Origin of the sequence: Vibrio sp. 1180_3 (genome assembly GCF_029478545.1) — a bacterium.
In the GTDB taxonomy this organism is placed as follows: Bacteria; Pseudomonadota; Gammaproteobacteria; order Enterobacterales; family Vibrionaceae; genus Vibrio; species Vibrio aestuarianus.
This window is the reverse complement of the sequence record NZ_SJFM01000040.1, coordinates 1-17,414: the sequence shown is the minus strand read 5'-3', so window position 1 is coordinate 17,414 and position 17,414 is coordinate 1. Positions and strand designations below refer to the sequence as shown.

The 17,414-nt window shown below is 43.2% G+C and carries 17 protein-coding genes; 16 read left to right on the top strand and 1 reads right to left on the bottom strand.

The window, feature by feature from the left end; all coding sequences use genetic code 11:
* Nucleotides 1-42 precede the first annotated feature (42 nt).
* From hppD to EYW48_RS18130, 11 genes are all read left to right on the top strand, one after another.
* The gene (gene hppD, locus EYW48_RS18180) at nucleotides 43-1,116 is read left to right on the top strand and encodes a 4-hydroxyphenylpyruvate dioxygenase (protein WP_171981557.1); all 1,074 of its coding nucleotides are present in this window, start codon (nucleotides 43-45) and stop codon (nucleotides 1,114-1,116) included.
* The gene (locus tag EYW48_RS18175) at nucleotides 1,109-2,245 is read left to right on the top strand and encodes a homogentisate 1,2-dioxygenase (protein WP_261926856.1); all 1,137 of its coding nucleotides are present in this window, start codon (nucleotides 1,109-1,111) and stop codon (nucleotides 2,243-2,245) included. Before hppD ends, EYW48_RS18175 begins: the two co-directional genes overlap by 8 nt.
* Nucleotides 2,246-2,254: 9 nt before the next feature.
* A complete protein-coding gene (locus EYW48_RS18170) occupies nucleotides 2,255-3,265 on the top strand; it encodes a fumarylacetoacetate hydrolase family protein (RefSeq protein ID WP_277432787.1) in 1,011 nt (336 codons plus the stop codon).
* A complete protein-coding gene (gene maiA, locus EYW48_RS18165) occupies nucleotides 3,265-3,915 on the top strand; it encodes a maleylacetoacetate isomerase (RefSeq protein WP_261917744.1) in 651 nt (216 codons plus the stop codon). The genes EYW48_RS18170 and maiA overlap by 1 nt, the downstream gene beginning before the upstream one ends.
* Before the next feature lie 184 nt (nucleotides 3,916-4,099).
* On the top strand, nucleotides 4,100-4,867 hold the full coding sequence (locus tag EYW48_RS18160; protein WP_176313849.1) for a DUF3450 domain-containing protein: 768 nt from the start codon (nucleotides 4,100-4,102) through the stop codon (nucleotides 4,865-4,867).
* A 1-nt stretch (nucleotide 4,868) separates the two neighbouring features.
* Nucleotides 4,869-6,221 (top strand): MotA/TolQ/ExbB proton channel family protein, encoded by a 1,353-nt coding sequence (locus EYW48_RS18155; RefSeq protein ID WP_277432786.1) that lies wholly within the window; start codon nucleotides 4,869-4,871, stop codon nucleotides 6,219-6,221.
* Nucleotides 6,221-6,769, top strand: a complete 549-nt coding sequence (locus tag EYW48_RS18150) for a MotA/TolQ/ExbB proton channel family protein (protein WP_277432785.1) — start codon at nucleotides 6,221-6,223, stop codon at nucleotides 6,767-6,769. The genes EYW48_RS18155 and EYW48_RS18150 overlap by 1 nt, the downstream gene beginning before the upstream one ends.
* On the top strand, nucleotides 6,766-7,170 hold the full coding sequence (locus EYW48_RS18145; RefSeq protein ID WP_053311471.1) for a biopolymer transporter ExbD: 405 nt from the start codon (nucleotides 6,766-6,768) through the stop codon (nucleotides 7,168-7,170). Before EYW48_RS18150 ends, EYW48_RS18145 begins: the two co-directional genes overlap by 4 nt.
* Nucleotides 7,170-7,790 carry an energy transducer TonB gene (locus EYW48_RS18140; protein ID WP_053311472.1) on the top strand — a complete coding sequence of 207 codons (621 nt, stop codon included), beginning with the start codon at nucleotides 7,170-7,172 and terminating at the stop codon, nucleotides 7,788-7,790. The genes EYW48_RS18145 and EYW48_RS18140 overlap by 1 nt, the downstream gene beginning before the upstream one ends.
* Nucleotides 7,787-8,971, top strand: a complete 1,185-nt coding sequence (locus EYW48_RS18135; protein ID WP_277432784.1) for a tetratricopeptide repeat protein — start codon at nucleotides 7,787-7,789, stop codon at nucleotides 8,969-8,971. The genes EYW48_RS18140 and EYW48_RS18135 overlap by 4 nt, the downstream gene beginning before the upstream one ends.
* A gap of 123 nt (nucleotides 8,972-9,094) precedes the next feature.
* On the top strand, nucleotides 9,095-9,808 hold the full coding sequence (locus EYW48_RS18130) for a siderophore ferric iron reductase (protein ID WP_277432783.1): 714 nt from the start codon (nucleotides 9,095-9,097) through the stop codon (nucleotides 9,806-9,808).
* Nucleotides 9,809-9,818: 10 nt separating this feature from the next.
* Here EYW48_RS18130 and EYW48_RS18125 read toward each other — a convergent pair whose 3' ends face one another.
* Nucleotides 9,819-11,063: an MFS transporter gene (locus EYW48_RS18125; RefSeq protein WP_277432782.1), complete on the bottom strand. Its 1,245-nt coding sequence runs from the start codon at nucleotides 11,061-11,063 to the stop codon at nucleotides 9,819-9,821.
* Between the two features lie 134 nt (nucleotides 11,064-11,197).
* Between EYW48_RS18125 and EYW48_RS18120 the strand changes: the two genes are divergently transcribed.
* The 5 genes from EYW48_RS18120 (at nucleotide 11,198) to EYW48_RS18100 (ending at nucleotide 17,302) form a co-directional block, all read left to right on the top strand.
* Nucleotides 11,198-11,965 (top strand): ATP-binding cassette domain-containing protein, encoded by a 768-nt coding sequence (locus EYW48_RS18120; RefSeq protein ID WP_053311476.1) that lies wholly within the window; start codon nucleotides 11,198-11,200, stop codon nucleotides 11,963-11,965.
* 25 nt (nucleotides 11,966-11,990) lie between these two features.
* Nucleotides 11,991-12,881 (top strand): iron-siderophore ABC transporter substrate-binding protein, encoded by an 891-nt coding sequence (locus tag EYW48_RS18115; protein ID WP_053311477.1) that lies wholly within the window; start codon nucleotides 11,991-11,993, stop codon nucleotides 12,879-12,881.
* 7 nt (nucleotides 12,882-12,888) lie between these two features.
* Nucleotides 12,889-14,880: a Fe(3+)-hydroxamate ABC transporter permease FhuB gene (gene fhuB, locus EYW48_RS18110; protein ID WP_172533241.1), complete on the top strand. Its 1,992-nt coding sequence runs from the start codon at nucleotides 12,889-12,891 to the stop codon at nucleotides 14,878-14,880.
* A gap of 387 nt (nucleotides 14,881-15,267) precedes the next feature.
* Nucleotides 15,268-17,043 (top strand): IucA/IucC family protein, encoded by a 1,776-nt coding sequence (locus EYW48_RS18105; protein ID WP_277432781.1) that lies wholly within the window; start codon nucleotides 15,268-15,270, stop codon nucleotides 17,041-17,043.
* A complete protein-coding gene (locus EYW48_RS18100) occupies nucleotides 17,036-17,302 on the top strand; it encodes a hypothetical protein (RefSeq protein WP_277432780.1) in 267 nt (88 codons plus the stop codon). Before EYW48_RS18105 ends, EYW48_RS18100 begins: the two co-directional genes overlap by 8 nt.
* Nucleotides 17,303-17,414 lie beyond the last annotated feature (112 nt).

Genomic DNA, 17,414 nt, shown 5'->3' with positions numbered 1-17,414 from the left:
TTTAAAGCATGGTAACGCTTGTGCACTGAAGGAGTAGAAAAGATGGCAGCAACCTATAATCCACTAGGTACTGATGGTTTTGAGTTTGTGGAATATACAGCCGCAAACCAAGCAGGGATCAAGCAATTAAAAGCGCTATTTATGTCATTAGGCTTTGCCGAAATAGCAAAGCATCGCTCAAAAGAGGCTTGGCTATACCGCCAAGGAGACATCAATTTCATTGTTAACGCTCAACCGCATAGTCAAGCGGAGTCGTTTGCTCGTGAGCATGGACCTTCAGTTTGTGGTATGGCATTTCGTGTTGCAGACGCTAGCCTTGCGATGGAACATGCGTTAGCCAATGGTGGTAAAGAATACAAAACTCAGATTGGGCCAATGGAGCTCAGTATTCCAGCTATTTACGGAATTGGCGACAGCTTACTCTATTTTGTGGATCGCTATGGCAGCCAAAGTATTTACGATGTGGATTTCAAATTTTACCCCGATGCCGTTGAGCGCGTAGCAACCGCGAATGTTGGCTTATATGAAATAGACCACTTAACGCATAATGTAAAACAGGGACACATGGATGTGTGGTCTGGTTTCTATGAGCGTATTGGTAATTTCAGAGAAATCCGTTATTTCGATATTGAAGGCAAGCTGACAGGGTTAGTGAGTCGAGCAATGACAGCACCATGTGGCAAAATCCGCATTCCTATTAACGAATCTTCAGACGATAAATCACAGATAGAAGAATTTATCCGTGAATATAATGGTGAAGGTATTCAGCATATTGCGTTAGCGACAGATGATATTTACGCCACCGTGAACACACTGCGTGAACGTGGTATGGATTTCATGCCCACCCCAGATACCTATTATGAGAAAGTCAATGAGCGGGTCGAAGGGCACCAAGAAGATGTTGAACAGTTGAAAGATCTGCGTATTTTGATTGATGGCGCACCAATGAAAGATGGCATTTTGTTGCAAATCTTCACTCAAACCGTCATTGGTCCGGTCTTTTTTGAAATCATTCAACGTAAGGGTAATGAAGGATTTGGGGAAGGGAATTTCAAAGCACTGTTTGAATCGATTGAAGAAGACCAAATTCGCCGAGGAGTACTAAGCGATGCATAAATGGATCACATTCCCTCATCGAGAAGGGGTGTGCTCTAAACAAGCGCACGCCGATTTTCCGCAACAGGCAATATACGAAAGAGAAGCCGGACGCAGTGGCTTTTTTGGTCCGGCGGCACATTTTCATCATCAACATGCTCCGACTGGGTGGGTTGAATGGCAAGGTGAGTTGAGACCAAGAGCATTCAACTTTAACCATGTCGAACAGGCCAAACAATCTTCTCCTTGGGCTGTGCCCCATCTTTTACACAACGCCAACTGCAAAGTGCGTGTCTGGAAAGTAGCACAAGCCATGACCCATCTAGTTCGTAACGCTGATGGTGATGAACTGCTTTTCATCCATCAAGGTAAAGCGGATTTATATTGTGACTATGGGCATTTAAATGTCACCGAAGGGGACTATGTTGTGATCCCTCGTGGCACTAATTGGCGTTTAGCTCCGAGCGAACCAATGTTTATTCTGATGATAGAAAATACCGATGCAGCGTATTCTCTGCCAGAAAAAGGACTGGTCGGAAATCATGCAATCTTTGACCCGGCGGTGTTAGAAGTCCCTTCAATCAATGAGCAGTTCAGAGCTCAGTATTCAGAGCAGAGCACGCAAGTAGAGCTAAAGCGTCACGAAAAAGTGAGCGTGATTACTTATCCATTTAATCCTTTAGATGCCATTGGCTGGCATGGTGATCTCGCGGTAGTCAAACTGAATTGGCGAGATATTCGTCCCTTAATGTCGCACCGCTACCATTTACCTCCATCCGCCCACACGACCTTCGTTGGACAAGGTTTTGTGGTATGTACATTTGTTCCGCGTCCGATTGAAAGTGACCCCGGAGCATTGAAGGTGCCGTTTTACCATAACAATGATGACTACGATGAAGTGCTGTTTTATCACGCTGGTGATTTTTTCAGTCGCGACAATATTGAAGCAGGTATGGTTACGTTTCATCCGGCAGGGTTTACGCATGGACCGCATCCGAAAGCGTTTAAAGCAGGACAAGAATATAAGAAAAAATTCACAGACGAAGTCGCGGTGATGATTGATACTCGTCATGCATTGCAATTTAGTGACGCAGCGCAGCTAGTGGAAAATAAGCACTATGTCTACAGTTGGAAAACGACGCAAGAGTAGGGAGATAAAATGAAATTAGCAACGCTCAAAAATAACACGCGAGATGGTCTGCTGGTGGTAGTCAACAAAGAGTTAACAAAATGTGTTGCGGTGCCTGATATAGCAGAAAATCTTCAGCAAGCATTGGACCGTTGGCATCACTTTGAACCGATGTTGCACGAGGTTTACACAGCTCTAAACGAGGGTAAATTACTGCATGAAATAGCGTTTGATCCAACCTTATGTCATTCACCACTTCCACGTGCTTACCAATGGGCCGACGGTTCGGCGTACGTCAATCACGTGGAGTTAGTCAGGAAAGCACGTGGTGCTGAGATCCCAGACAGTTTTTGGAGTGACCCACTGATGTATCAAGGCGGTTCAGATGCATTTTTAGGCCCGTGTGATGAGATTAAAATAGTTAGTGAAGAGTGGGGAATAGACTTTGAAGCCGAGGTCGCTGTGATTACAGACGATGTGCCGATGGGTGCGACAGCAGACGAGTCGGCCCAGGCTATCCGCTTAGTAATGCTGGTGAATGATGTATCGTTGCGGGGATTAATTCCTCAAGAATTGGCCAAAGGTTTTGGTTTCTTCCAATCGAAGCCGTCATCTGCGTTTTCACCGGTAGCTGTCACGCCCGATGAATTGGCTGAACATTGGGACGGGGGCAAGCTCAATTTACCTCTACTTTCTACTTATAACGGTCGTGCATTTGGTTGTCCTAATGCAGGCGTTGATATGACCTTTGAATTTCCACAATTGATTGCCCACGCGGCAAAAACTCGTCCACTCTGCTCAGGTACGATCATCGGTTCTGGTACGGTATCGAACAAGCAAGGAACGGACTACGGAACCTCTATTGAAGAGGGGGGGGTTGGTTACTCCTGCATTGCCGAAGTACGGATGATTGAAACGATTCGAGATGGTAAACCGAGCACGGAGTTTATGAAATTTGGTGACACCATCAAATTAGAAATGCGAGATAAACATGGCAATAGCTTGTTTGGCAGCATAGAACAGAAAGTGGTGAAATATTAATGGCAGACATAAAATTGTATGGATACTGGCGTTCTTCGGCTGCGTATCGAGTAAGAATTGCACTTAATTTGAAAAAATTAACCTACAAGCAAGTTCCGATTCACCTTGTCAAAAGTGGTGGAGTTCAGCATTCTCCGGAGTTCAGTGCGCTTAACCCTAGCGAATTGATCCCAGTACTTGCAGATGGCGAACTATGTATCAACCAATCGCTAACAATTATCGAATATCTCGATGATGTGTATCCTGACATTCGTTTAATCCCTGAGTCTGGCAAAGAAAAATATCTGGTTAAATCACTGACTCAAGATATTGCTATAGATATTCATCCGCTTAATAATTTGCGGGTGTTGCAGTATTTAACCAGTGAATTGGGCGTGAGTGAATCGCAGAAAAGTGATTGGTATAGGCACTGGATCCAGACTGGTTTTCACGGATTAGAGAAGAAATTGGCACAAGTGGCGGGGACTCATTGCGTTGGTGATCAAATAAGCCTCGTCGATGTCTGTTTAGTTCCCCAAGTGTATAACGCTGAACGGTTTAGTCTTGATATTAGCCAGTTCCCTAACATTGAGCGCATAACCGCCAATCTTAGAGCTCATCCTGCTTTTATAGCAGCAGAACCTGAAAATCAGCCTGATGCGGAAATCTAATAAACTAGCCTGATATTGGGCTAGCTTCACTTCCAAAAATAGACTTTTATAACCTGCTGAAGAAGTTAGCGCGGTATACTGTTGTTTGAATGGTAAAAGATCGCTAGAATGCAATTCTTATTGATAATGAGAGCTTTTATCAATAAGATTGCACGCACTGCTTTGATGGTAATAAATAACGTCTATGAATCCTTTTAAAATAAGTTTGCTCTTTGTCGCAACCACAAGCTTGCTCGGCGCAAATGCTTCAACGTTAAGCGATGCTAACGCAATTCAAAATAGCACCAACTCAATGTCTGCCCTTAGTCAGCAGAGTATTAATCACAGTTCACAACAGGCTTTGCAACTGCAAGCTGAAATTGATCAACTTAAAGAAGACGTAAAAAACATCACCATTTACCGTAATCATTTAGCGTCATTGGTTGAAAGCCAAAATCAAGAAACTCAAAGTCTTGCTCATCAAATTGAAGAAATAAAACTAACACGTCAGGGGATAGTCCCTTTGATGTACAAAATGATTGATGGGTTGCGCATTATCGTTGAAAGTGATCGACCACTAAAACGTGGACAACGTTTGGAACGCATAGAAAAACTTCAAACGATGATGACCAGAGCCGATGTCAGTGACGCTGAAAAATATCGTCGAATTCTTGAGACTTACCAAATTGAAATTGATTACGGGACTAAACTTGGTGCTTACCAAGGTTCGATCACTTTGAATTCCGCTGAAACTATTGAAGCTGATATTTTATACGTTGGGCGTATATCTTTGGTAGCGAGAAGCTTCAATGGCAAACATTATTGGGCTTGGGATCAACAGTCTCAACAGTGGAATTCAGTGGATACAAACGCATACAGTGAGTTAGATAATGCATTCAAAATGGCAAGCAGCCTGATAACACCAAACTTAATGACGGTGCCTGTTTCACTTAACCAGAAACAGGAGCAATAAAATGAACAAGTTATTAAAAATTTCTTCGCTCGTTTTTGCTCTGCTTTCATTGCATGCTTTTGCCAATGCTGAGTTAGTGACCAGTGCTAAACAAGAAAACCAGAAGCAGCAAACGCATAACATTGAACGAGAAGCCGGCTTTAAGCAGACAGAGCAACAATTACGCGCAACTAAGCAAGAATTAGAAACCCAACGTAAGGCACTCCAAGCGCAGGCCGACCAGCTCAGTAAACAGTTTAGTGATAACGAAAACACCTTAGCTAGATTAGAAGAACAGTTGCGCTTAGAAACAGGCAGCTTGGGTGAGCTATTTGGTGTGGTACGTCAAAATGCCAAATCGTTGAGTGGCGAGTTGCAGCAATCTATTACCGCTGTTGATCGCCATCAATACACAGCGCAAGTCGATGAAATTGTTGCAGCAAAATCATTACCTTCGATGACACAACTGACCGGATTGTGGCGCAGTTTTAATGAGCAGATCATCGCAAGTGGTGAGCTTAGTCATGTTGACGTCGATTTTATTGATGGTGACGGCGTCACAAAATCCATCCCTGCTTATCGCATCGCTACCTTTGGCCTTGTATCTGATCAAGGCTATGTGAAATGGAACAGTGATAAACAGGTGGCGACAAGCTACCCTAAACAACCTGAAAATACTCCTACGCTGGTCAACATGGCAAGCAGTGGTGTACAAATGTTGGTGGTGGATCCATCGCGTGGAGTGATGCTGGAGCAACTCGCGCAAGTGCCGACATTGATGGAACGCTTACAAGCTGGTGGAGTTGTGGGTAATATTATTTTGGTAGTCTTGGTGATCGGGTTGTTGATTGGACTTTATCGCGGTTCGGTGTTGGTCATTACTCATCATAAGATCAAAGCGCAATTAAAAGATCCTCAGCAAATCGGCAATAACCCTTTAGGTCGTATATTAACAGTCTATAGCAAAGAACAAAATCGCAGCGTTGAAGCGTTGGAACTTCGTTTATTAGAAGCGGTAGTCGACGAGCAAGCTCATCTTGAACAAGGTTTATCGATGCTTAAATTGTTGGCAGCGATTGCTCCTATGCTCGGATTGTTGGGAACGGTCACAGGAATGATTGAAACTTTCCAAGTAATCACCCAGTTTGGTAATGGTGATCCGAAAGTGATGGCGGGAGGTATCTCCATGGCACTAGTAACGACAGTACTTGGTTTGATCGCGGCGATGCCATTGCTGTTGGCACACAATATCTTGAGCTCTCAGGCTGAAAACATTCGCACTATATTGGAAAAACAAGGTATTGGTTTGGTTGCAGAGCAAGCTGAGCAAGACTGCTTGTCTGTTAATCCTGCCGCAGCCGAGGTTGCAGCGTAATGAGCAGCGTATTGCCAAGTGCTTTGCTAGCCAATGATTGGGGGGCGACATTGCAGCAATTTATGCAACAAGGCGGCATCGTATTATGGTGGTTAGCTGGTGTAGTGGCTTTATATTGGTTACTTATTGTTGAGCGAGTGCTGTTTATACTGTTTGCTTTTCCCAAACTTCGTAAAACGTGGTTAGATGAATGGCATCAACGAGTCGATCACCATTCATGGTATGCGCACGCCATTCGCGACGGATGGCTAGGGCAAGCACAACGTTTACTGCGCCAAAACCTCAATATGATAAAACTGCTCGTTACTCTATGCCCAATGCTTGGTTTGCTTGGTACCGTAACTGGGATGATTTCAGTGTTTGATGTTATGGCGAACCAAGGTAGCAGTGACCCTAAATTGATGGCATCGGGTATTTCATTGGCCACGTTACCAACCATGGCAGGTATGGTTGCAGCGTTAGCTGGCGTCTTTGTTCACGCTCGTTTAGCAAAGGCGTGCCATCTGCTTGAACTAAAATTAGAAAAATCATTAAGGAGTTTGCGATGAGATTAGGCAGACGCCACCAAAAAAATGATGAAGCGCAAATCGATTTAACCTCGATGCTCGATATTGTTTTTATTATGTTGATTTTCTTTATTGTTACCAGTTCATTTGTTCGAGAATCTGGCGTTGAAGTGAATCGACCGCAAGCTTCGCATGCGGTGAGTCAAAAAGACGCGGGGATTTTCGTCGCAATTAATGCGGCAAATGATATCTATATTGATAAACGTCTGATTGATGCAGAGCGAGTTGAAGCGACATTAGAGCACCTGCTATTAGAGCAGCCAGATGCTTCACTGGTTATTCAAGCTGACGAACATGCTTACAATGGCACGGTTGTTAAGGTCATGGACGCGGCAAAAGGGGCTGGAGTGAAAAACATCGCATTGGCTGCGGAAAAACGCTGATGCTACGATTATTCATTGCATTGCCTTTTGCTGGCATCATCTCGCTAGCATTATTCAGTTTTATGTCATGGATGATAGATAACGGCCATCAACGGGTTACTGAAAGTGCTCAAGCGCTCAGCTTTACTATGATTATGGTTGAGCAAGAGCAGGATCTTCAACGTCGTCAACGTAGCTTACCAGAGCCATTACAACTACCAGAGCCACCACCACAATCACCCGTAACACAGGCCCAAACGGTAGCAGTTGAAACGTTAGCCGCTAACGCATTGCCTGCGTTAGGGCTAGATACCGTAATGAATGGAGTCGCAATTAGTGCGCCTACTTTCGGTGACTTTGGCACTAATCAACAGGCAATGCCGCTGTATCGTGTTGAGCCTGTTTATCCAGCCAAGGCGCTTAAACGTAGTGTAGAAGGGTTTGTTACGCTGAGCTTTACCATCGATGAGATGGGCAAAGCGACCAATATTAAAGTCGTGGAAGCAAAGCCAGTGAGGATGTTTGAGCGGGAAGCGATACAAGCAGTGAAAAAATGGAAATATCAGCCGCAAATTGTCGATGGACAAGCCATATCACAAAATGGGCAAACTGTAACGGTGGAGTTTAAAATCGCCAAATGATAAAACGACTTTTCATTAGCTTGCCGTTGTTTATTGTATCGCTAGCCCTAAATGCCAGTGAATTAAGCCCAATAACAGCGATAAAAGTACAAAAAGCGCAGCAACTTGCACAACAAGAAAAGCTGATACAAGCGATAGATGAACTGCGCCATTTAGAGAGTTCGAGAAGCTACGACAAAGCTTTTATCGCGCGTATGTTAGGCGTTTTTTATTGGCAAAATAACCAGACACAGCAAGCTATTTCCCAAATAAAATATGCGGTTGAAAGTGGTGAACTTAACGACCAACAAACGTGGACAACCGAGCGCATGTTGGCTGATTTATATGTTAATGAAGGTCAATTTGAACAAGCACTACCACATTATTATCAATTAGTTAAAAATGTTCCAGACTCACAAAGCGCACCACTATTATGGTTGCGTATTTCTCAGACTCATTACCAATTAGCTCAATGGCGTAAGGTGCTAAAGGCGTTAGATCAATATCAAAACCTAGCCGCAATGAATAGCAAAACGCCACTCTCTCTTAAGCTTGGGGCGCAACTTCAGCTTGAACAATGGAAAGAGGCTATTCCAACTCTGAAAAATTTGATTGCTTTGGAGCCGAATAAATCAAATTGGTGGCTTCAATTAGTAGGATTGCACCTGCGTTTAGATCAGCGACGCCAAGCGCTTAATAGTTTAGCGCTAGCCAAGCTGCAAGGTGTTGAGTTATCAGAGAAAGATACACATCTATTAGCGCAACTTTATGCGCAAAATGGCATTCCAGAACGTGCCGCGAAAACGATGCAAACTCTGCCTGATATCAATAGCGATGTGTTATTAATCACAGAGCAAGCAACGTATTGGCAACAAGCCAGAGAATGGCAAAGAGCCATAGAAACTTGGTTAATTGCCGCTCAATTTGATAATAAGTACTTTTGGCAAGTTGCATTGCTGTATAACCAACAAGGGCAATACAATCAAGCATTAGTAGCGCTCGATAAGATCACAACAAAAGAGAAGCAGGCTGATGTTGCATTAGTTCGTGTACAAGCGCTGTATAAACTCAATCAACTGGATACGGCGCTGTACCAAGCGAAGCAAGCAGAAATTATTCAGCCTTCACAAGCGGCCAAAGGATGGATCAAGTTTTTGATTCAGTTACAACAAATCAAAAAAGATAAGTCCATTCAGTCTTAAGAGGCGTGGAGTATCTGTTGATGATTCACAAGTTTTTGCATTGAAAAAGCGTTAATGATAACTATTTGCATTAGTTTGTGGCGCGCTTTATGATTTAATCCCTTTTCATTATTTGTTCGTACCATGAGTCAATCACTAGTCACACAACTTTTTCAAGATGCAAACCAAATTACTCCCTACCTTCGGGGGTATACTGATTTTCCCCAGCATGTGGAATCTATTCAAGTTAATAAGGATAATAGCGTTCTCATCCAGCAGTTATATAACGAGCTTGCTCAATCTAGCCCTGAAGGGGGGGCAGCGTACTGGTTAACTCGAACATGGGATCTTCTCTGCTGGCAGCCCGTCTATCTTTGTTTCTTGTCCATTTATCGTTTGAATGCGTTGCCTGACATTTACAATATGACGCAGTTTAAACAACCTAAGTTTGTTTCCGGCTTTTATTTTCATCGCACAGAGTTCATTCACGGATCACAATCACTATTGATTGAGCAAGCGGGTCAGCAACTCACGTCGCTATTTGAAACGTATCGCCAACAGATGGATCCATGGGTGCGGATCCGTCCAGGTTTTACGCGTCACTTATTGGCAGATGGTCTACTCAATTGTTTAGTGAAGTTACAAAGTACTAATCCGGGCTACAGCAATGAACGGATCATAGAACAAGCATTACAATGGTTAGAGGCGTGTAATCTGCCTAAAAAGCACTTATCGAGTTTACAAGCGAAAGATCAAAACACGCCCTTGCAGTTAATTCGTACAAGTTGCTGTTTAGTGTATAAATGCGAGGGCAGAAGCCTCTGTTCAGACTGCCCTCGATTGCGTCGAGATAATTAAGTCGGATGTATCAATGGACAGTTTTGTTGCCAGCCGAAGGGAAGGATAACTGAACGGATGGTCGAATGCTCAGTAACAAGATCAATACAGAAAAACCGATACAAACAAATATAGGATAGTGCGCAGAGTACATCGCTAAGTAAGCCAGTAAGGAAGCCAGACCATAACCAAGGGTATGAGACATAGCAATGTATCCCGCCACAGCTCCAGGACGGCTTTCATCACATTGAGTGGCGAAGGTAGTGTATGCTGGAACAAGCAGAGCTGCTCCAATCGCTGATATCGCCATTGCGAGAGCGAAGAATTCAATGTAAGGCAATAGAAACAGTCCCAAGCCAATGAACAGTAATAATGCACCAGTTTGATACATTCGGTGCAGTGACATCTTTTTCTTTTTGATCACCAGAACTTGCGTAGCCAATGTAAATGCTGCGCTGATGGTTAATAAAATCCCGATCACATCGCTTACTTTAGCAATTGACCAATCCGTTATGCTGAGTATTAGCGGGGAAAAACTGTATTGCAGCAAAGCGATCACTGCGCACAAAAGTAAGCCAGACAGCAGATATGGCCATAGTTGGCGTTGTGGTAACCAAGGTGAAGATGAACCTTTAGAATGCCTCGTACTAGTGTCTGTTAGTGGTGTGGGTAAGTAGAGTGCAACCACTAAAGCGATCATCGGAAAGAGAATCATCCCCGCTAAAGGGGCAAATACATGAATTTTTAAAGCCCCGATCGCAATGAGCGGTCCAATTAAGCGACCAGCACTTAGGCCGATACTGACCGAAGTAATTGCCTGTAAGCGGTTTTGTTGTCCGCATAACAAAATAGCCCAGTGCTGACTTGCAGGCACCATTCCCGACACTGTACAGCCATATATCACCCGAGCTATGACTAACCCAGCTAACCAATACCAATCAGAAACATTGGTATCTACTATGAATGAACGGCTCATTGCAGTAAAAAATAACAATAGTAGAAAACTGATACTCATCCCTAGTAGTGCTTGTAATACGACGTTTTTGGGACCATGAGCGTCACTATATCGGCCCCAAAATGGCGCAGAAGGCAGGAATAAAAAACTGCCAATAGCGATGACAATCGACCATGTTGGTAAGTTAAATGCAGAATGTTCAACCAAAAAGGGAAGGGAGACTAATAATCCATTCTGCCCAACTCCCATTAGGGCGGCGACGAATGCAATGGCTGTTAACTCAAATGTCGAGGCGTTTTTTCTTCCAAGTAGTTTATTCATCTCTAACAACAAAGCGTGGGGAATGTATGCTACATCCTACTGATAATAAATGATTGTGAAAACCATTATCATTAAGATTAAGTTGTGATATCTTCACATGCTATTGACTTTATCGTGAAGAATGATGTTTTAGCATGTATCAACTTATCGATGCGGCGTTTGAAATTGATGGCAAACGCATACTCCACCCAACCACACTGACCTTGCACAAGGGTAAAGTAACGACATTGCTTGGCCACAACGGATGTGGAAAATCCACATTAATGAAGTTACTTAGCCGTCAAAACTTTCCTAGTCAGGGACACATTTTGCTAAGAGGTAAGGGTGTGGAACGGTACAGTGCCTCCGATTTTGCACTTAATGTGGCTTATTTACCGCAACATCCACCCATTACTGATGGGGTGACGGTACGAGAATTGGTTTGCTTCGGACGTTATCCGTGGAAAGGAGCATTCGGTCGCTACTCTGCGCAAGATTATCACATTGTTGATCAAGCAATAGAGCGAGTTGGGCTAAGCGCGTTTTCAAGTCGTTATGTGGCCACTTTATCGGGTGGTGAGCGTCAACGAGCTTGGGTAGCAATGTTGCTAGCCCAGCAGAGCGAATGCATTTTATTAGATGAACCGACATCGGCATTAGACGTTGCCCATCAGCATGAGCTGCTCACCTTGGTACGTGAGCTCAATCAATCAGTTGGTATAACCGTGATTATGGTACTGCATGATGTGAATATGGCCGCTAAATTTAGTGATCAACTGGTCGCACTTCATTCAGGGAGAGTAATTGCTCAAGGCGCACCCAAAGATTTAATGAAACCGAAAGTACTCCAATCTATCTACGGCATGGAGTTAGCACTGTTTCATCATCCTCAAACTGGCCAGCCAATCAGTTACATCCCCTAATCAATAATGCTAAAAGGATCAAATTGTGAAATCGTATTTTTTGTTGTTGAGTTTGCTGCTGACCACCACGGTACAAGCCATTACCGTCGAGCATGAATTGGGCTCAACAACCTTTGAACATCGACCAAAAACAATCGCCACACTCGATTGGGCATTAACGGAAACCGTATTAAGTTTAGGCGTTAACCCTGTAGGAGTTGCTGATGTAAAAGGCTACCAAACTTGGGTAAGTGAACCAAGATTAAGTGATAGCGTCGCTGATGTCGGTTCACGTCGAGAGCCAAATTTAGAACTACTAACACAGCTAAAACCTGATGTTATCCTTATAAGCCAAGCGATGAGTCACGCCTACCCGCAACTGAATATGATTGCACCAACCTTGGTATACAGCATTTATAGCCCTAAAAAAACACCGTTGGAAAATGCCAAAGCTATCACGAAACAATTGGGTGAATTATTCAATAAATCCGTTCAAGCTGAAGCGGTGATTGCTCAAACAAATGCGAAGTTAGAGCTCAATGGTCAGTACATGCGTCAGTACAAAAATTCCGATCGACCTTTACTGTTTGTTCGATTTCTTAACGAGAAAACTGTACGTATTCACGGTAATGGGTCTTTATCTCAAGATGTTTTACAACAGATGGGCCTAGTTAATTCATGGCGCGATACTACTAATATGTGGGGTTTTACCACCGCAGGCATCGAAAAGCTGGCAGAACATCAAGTCGCACGTGTCTTACTTTTTGGCCCACTACAACCAGAAGAACGCAGTGTGTTAGAGCAATCGGCACTATTTCAAACGATGGCTTTTAGTCGTCAAGGTTTGGTGTATGAGCTTCCGCCAATTTGGACCTTTGGTGGGTTGATCTCTGCACAGCGTTTTAGTGACCAGATTACTAAACTTGTTGCACTGTGAAGTGAATATGTCTCCATCACTATCGCTAGCCGTAAATTATCGTCACTCAAAATGGCTACTTTGCGCCATATTTTGTTTTGGACTTATTGCGTCGTTATTGCAGCTGAGCATACCTTATCACCAAGGCTTGCCACTATTGTGGCAAACCTTATTTCATTATGATGCCAACAATTATCAACATTTGATCGTCAACTTAACCTATTTGCCGCGATTGGCAATGGCAGTGTTGTGTGGTTTCGGACTAGCGGTTGCAGGCTCGGTAATGCAATATGTGTTGCGAAACCCTATTGCATCGCCAACCACACTAGGGGTCGCCTCTGGTGCTGAATTAGGAATGGTGTTGGGGATTTTATTTCTTCCCAGTTCGTTTTCTATCTCCGGATTTATTCCGGCATTTTTTGGTGGCTGTTTCGCAACGTTATTAGTATTTTTACTTTCCGCAAAAAGAGGTTTTGCACCTATCCATATGGTGCTTGCAGGGATGGTGATCAGTTTGTTCTTTGGTTCATTAAACACCATGCTTTTGTTATTGAACGAACAGAAACTCACTAGCGTCTTTGTATGGGGAGCCGGGGCGTTAAACCAAAATGGCTGGCGAAGTGTCATTTTTTTATTACCAATGATCAGTGTGCCAGTTGCATTACTCTTGCTGCTGCAACGACCTTTGGCTTCGCTACAGCTCGGAGATTCAGTATCAGCTTCTTTGGGAGTGAAGGTAAAACAGGTCAAAGTGGCATGCTTAGTTTTAGCCATTTTTATTACTGCTGCTATTGTCAGTGAAGTTGGCTTGATCGGTTTTATCGGTATTGTTGCGCCAGCAATTGCACGTATGTTCGGTGCGCGAAAACTGCCCGTGCAACTGCTTAGCAGTGGAATTATTGGTTCTGCCATGCTGCTACTGGCTGATTTGATTGTGCAACCTTTGTCAGGTGTAGGGGGGGAATTACTACCGACAGGTGCGATGACAGCGTTACTTGGTGCGCCATTTTTGCTTTTGTTGCTACAGCGCCAAATATTTAAGTCAGATCTAAAAGCTCGTGAAGTCGTTATCCAAACGTATCGTCACATTTCATTCTCCAAAAGCGTTCTTTTCTTAACATTAATACTCGTGATATTGGTACTGTTGAGTCTTTTTGTTGGGCAAGGTCAAACGGGATGGTACATAAGTATCGATGCTAATATCATCGCATTACGATGGCCGAGAGTATTTGTCGCGCTGTTTGCAGGAATGGGTCTTGCCATAGCTGGTACTATTATTCAACGTGTTACCACTAACCCAATGGCGAGCCCAGAAATTTTAGGCATTAGTTCTGGAGCTGCCCTTGCTTTGGTTATTGGGGCATTATCGGGAGTGGCTATTGAACGCCATCAGCAAATGCTGCTAGGTACTGTTGGGGCATTGAGTGTCACTGCTATCATCTGGTTGCTAGCCAGAAAACATCAATTTTCACCGACGCATATGCTACTTTCTGGCATTGCCCTCAGCGCTGGGCTCGATGCCGTACTTCGGATCTCCTTAGCTTCAGGTCAAGATAATGTGCAAGGCTTACTAACTTGGTTATCTGGTTCGACATATTTAGTCACAACGATCGATATCTGGATCGTTGCATGTGCTGTTTTGGTGATAGGGTGTGGTGTGGTGTGTACTCATCGTTGGCTCGATATCATTGGCTTAAGCAGTGTAACAGCCAGCAGTATTGGACTGAATGTTCGGTGGGTTAGGCAGGTTCTATTATTGATGGTCGCCTTATTAACAACCGTTTGCACCATCGTGATTGGCCCATTAAGTTTTATTGGTTTATTAGCGCCGCATATGGCACGTTCCCTAGGCCAATATAGTGCGCTAAAACAGGTAATCGTGGCTAGTTTTTTAGGGGCGTTGATTATGGTCATCGCCGATTGGACAGGGAGAACCTTGTGGTTCCCATGGCAATTTCCAGCAGGGCTTTTAGCCTCTGTTTTTGGTGGAGCATATTTTTTGTATTTAATGCGCAAATAGCCGATGAGCTATAATTTACCAACATATAAAAGCAGACTATTGAAGTTGTTTTTATCGACGTAACAAACGGTTAAATATATGTGAAGCACAAACCGAACGTATTATACCAATCGTAGCAAAGAACCGCTCATACTCGCTAGCTTGTTAAAACTCTCGATAACGGCGTTAGAATTTTTGATTGTGGAACAAGTAGTTATCGAAAAATCCCGCTTTGTTAGCAAGCATTTTTTCTACGCTATTTTTGAGTACTTATTTACGGTGATTGGTATTGCACAAGTGTTAGAAATAAAAAGTGTTTCATTGTACCAGTAAATATAAAAAATAGGTTGATTATGCAAATAAGAATGATTAGCATTTGTGTTAACAATAAAAACACAAAAATGCATTATGGAAAACATACCTTACCCAGAGCAACAACAGCCGATCATCAATGATGTCGCTGCTGCTTGTTTCTTAAATGCACTTGCTAGAGAGTGCGACTCGATTTCGATTGTTATTGAAGGAGATAAGTCATTTTACTGCATACCACGATCAGAACAATCCGCTATTTATATTCCGCTACGCTATGTCTCATCTTTAGGTTTACATCAATATCATTTTCCCGCTTATGCATTAGGAGAAAATAATACTCCCCTTGATTTCACCTCAGTCTTGAACGCGATTATGCATGAGCCTTCACTGGTTGGCTTATTAACCGCTGAACAAAGTGACATTTTTATAACCCGTGTACTAGAAAGCAGTACTAATACCCATCAAGCCATTTTAAAAAATCCTTATGGACAGTCACTGTTTAATGATGCGTTAAATTTTCAACAGGCCGAACAAGGATTATTAGTCGGACATTCTGTCCATCCTGCACCGAAAAGTCGTGAACAGTTCACCGCAGATGATGCTGCGCTTTATTCGCCAGAGTTTGGAGGGCAGTTTGCACTACGTTGGTTAGCTGTTCACCCAAGTATTACCATTTCAGGCAGTTCCGCAGAGCTTACTGTGCAGCAACGACTTGAAGAGTTTTTAGAGGCCGATACTAGGCTGGCTAAAATGGTCGTGGGGGAGATACCCGAAGGCTATTTACTCTTTCCTGTTCACCCATGGCAGTGGCAATGGTTCAAAAAACATCGTGATATTATTCAGTATCTCGAACAAGGCTTAATCGAAGATTTCGGTGAATTTGGTGCGACATGGTACCCAACCTCGTCCACTCGCTCGCTATACAGCCCTTCAATGCCTTATATGTTGAAATTTTCTTTAAGCGTAAAATTAACCAATTCAATTCGAAATTTATCACTAAAAGAAGTGGTTCGGGGGACGCGCCTCAACCAACTTTTCCATGATACTGATCTGAGTGGCACACAAGGTAAAGGACGTGGTTTTCAAGTAATGCAAGAGCCTGCTTTTGTTGGTTTGATTGATCAGACAGGAGATGTGATCGACGAAAGTTTGGTGGTTTTTCGTGATAACCCGCTGCAATCTCAAATAGATCAAGAAGCGGTGGTGTTAGCAACCTTAACTCAGCAAAATCCATGGTCTAGTGCGTCGTTAAGTGCTGCAAGAATTCATTCTATCGCTAATGAAAACAAAAACTTGGTAAAAGATGTTGCACTTGATTGGTTTAGCGCTTACTGCCGCCATGTAGTGGTACCACTATTTGCTTTACAGGCTAATTTTGGTGTGGTGTTTTTAGCGCATCAACAAAACATAGTATTGCAAATGGACAATGGATTCCCAGTTGGTATGTATTACCGAGATTGCCAAGGTACGGGTTATACCGATCTCGCCTTTGAGCGCTTTTCTCAGCAGTTAAGTGAAAGCAAAAACGATGTGGAAAACTATTGGAATCAAGAAAAAGTGCGTCGTTACTTCGCTTATTATTTGCTGATTAATTCCACCTTTAATGTCATCAGTTCGATTGCTTCTCACTGTGATATATCGGAACAAGTGCTACTACGCGTTCTACGCCAACATCTTGAAGCATTGCGCTTTAGTGAAATACGAGATTCAGCATGTTTAGATTACGTACTAGACAGCGACACATTATGCTGCAAGGGTAATTTTTACTGCTATTTGCAGAACTTCAATGAAAACTCTATTCCAGATCCTGCGGTGATTTATTTCGATTTGCCTAATCCCTTAATCAGCATTAAAGAGTATTCTCATGTCTAGTTTTGCCACTTTTACCGTTAAACAAGCAGCAGAGAAACCCGTTGAACTGAATTTGACACTTTCGCTTTCCGATCTCGAACATTGTGATGTTTTAGTCCAGTTATTTAGCGATCTCGATCGGCTTTTTAGCCAAGATCGCGGTATTGATGAAGTTCAATTTTTCCCGGGTAACGCTTTAGTTTGGCAACAAATAGCAGTGAAACTGCCCATTTTTAAGGCTTATATCCTGAGCCGAGCGTGTTTCTGCGTATTTCGGTGATTGCGATCGCTCGTTTCGGTTTATTCCGATCACCTGATCCTGCCGTTTTTCTCTCTTCCTATTTTTACTCTAAGTGATCGGATTGCGCCAGTTTTCTCATTGACTCACCGCC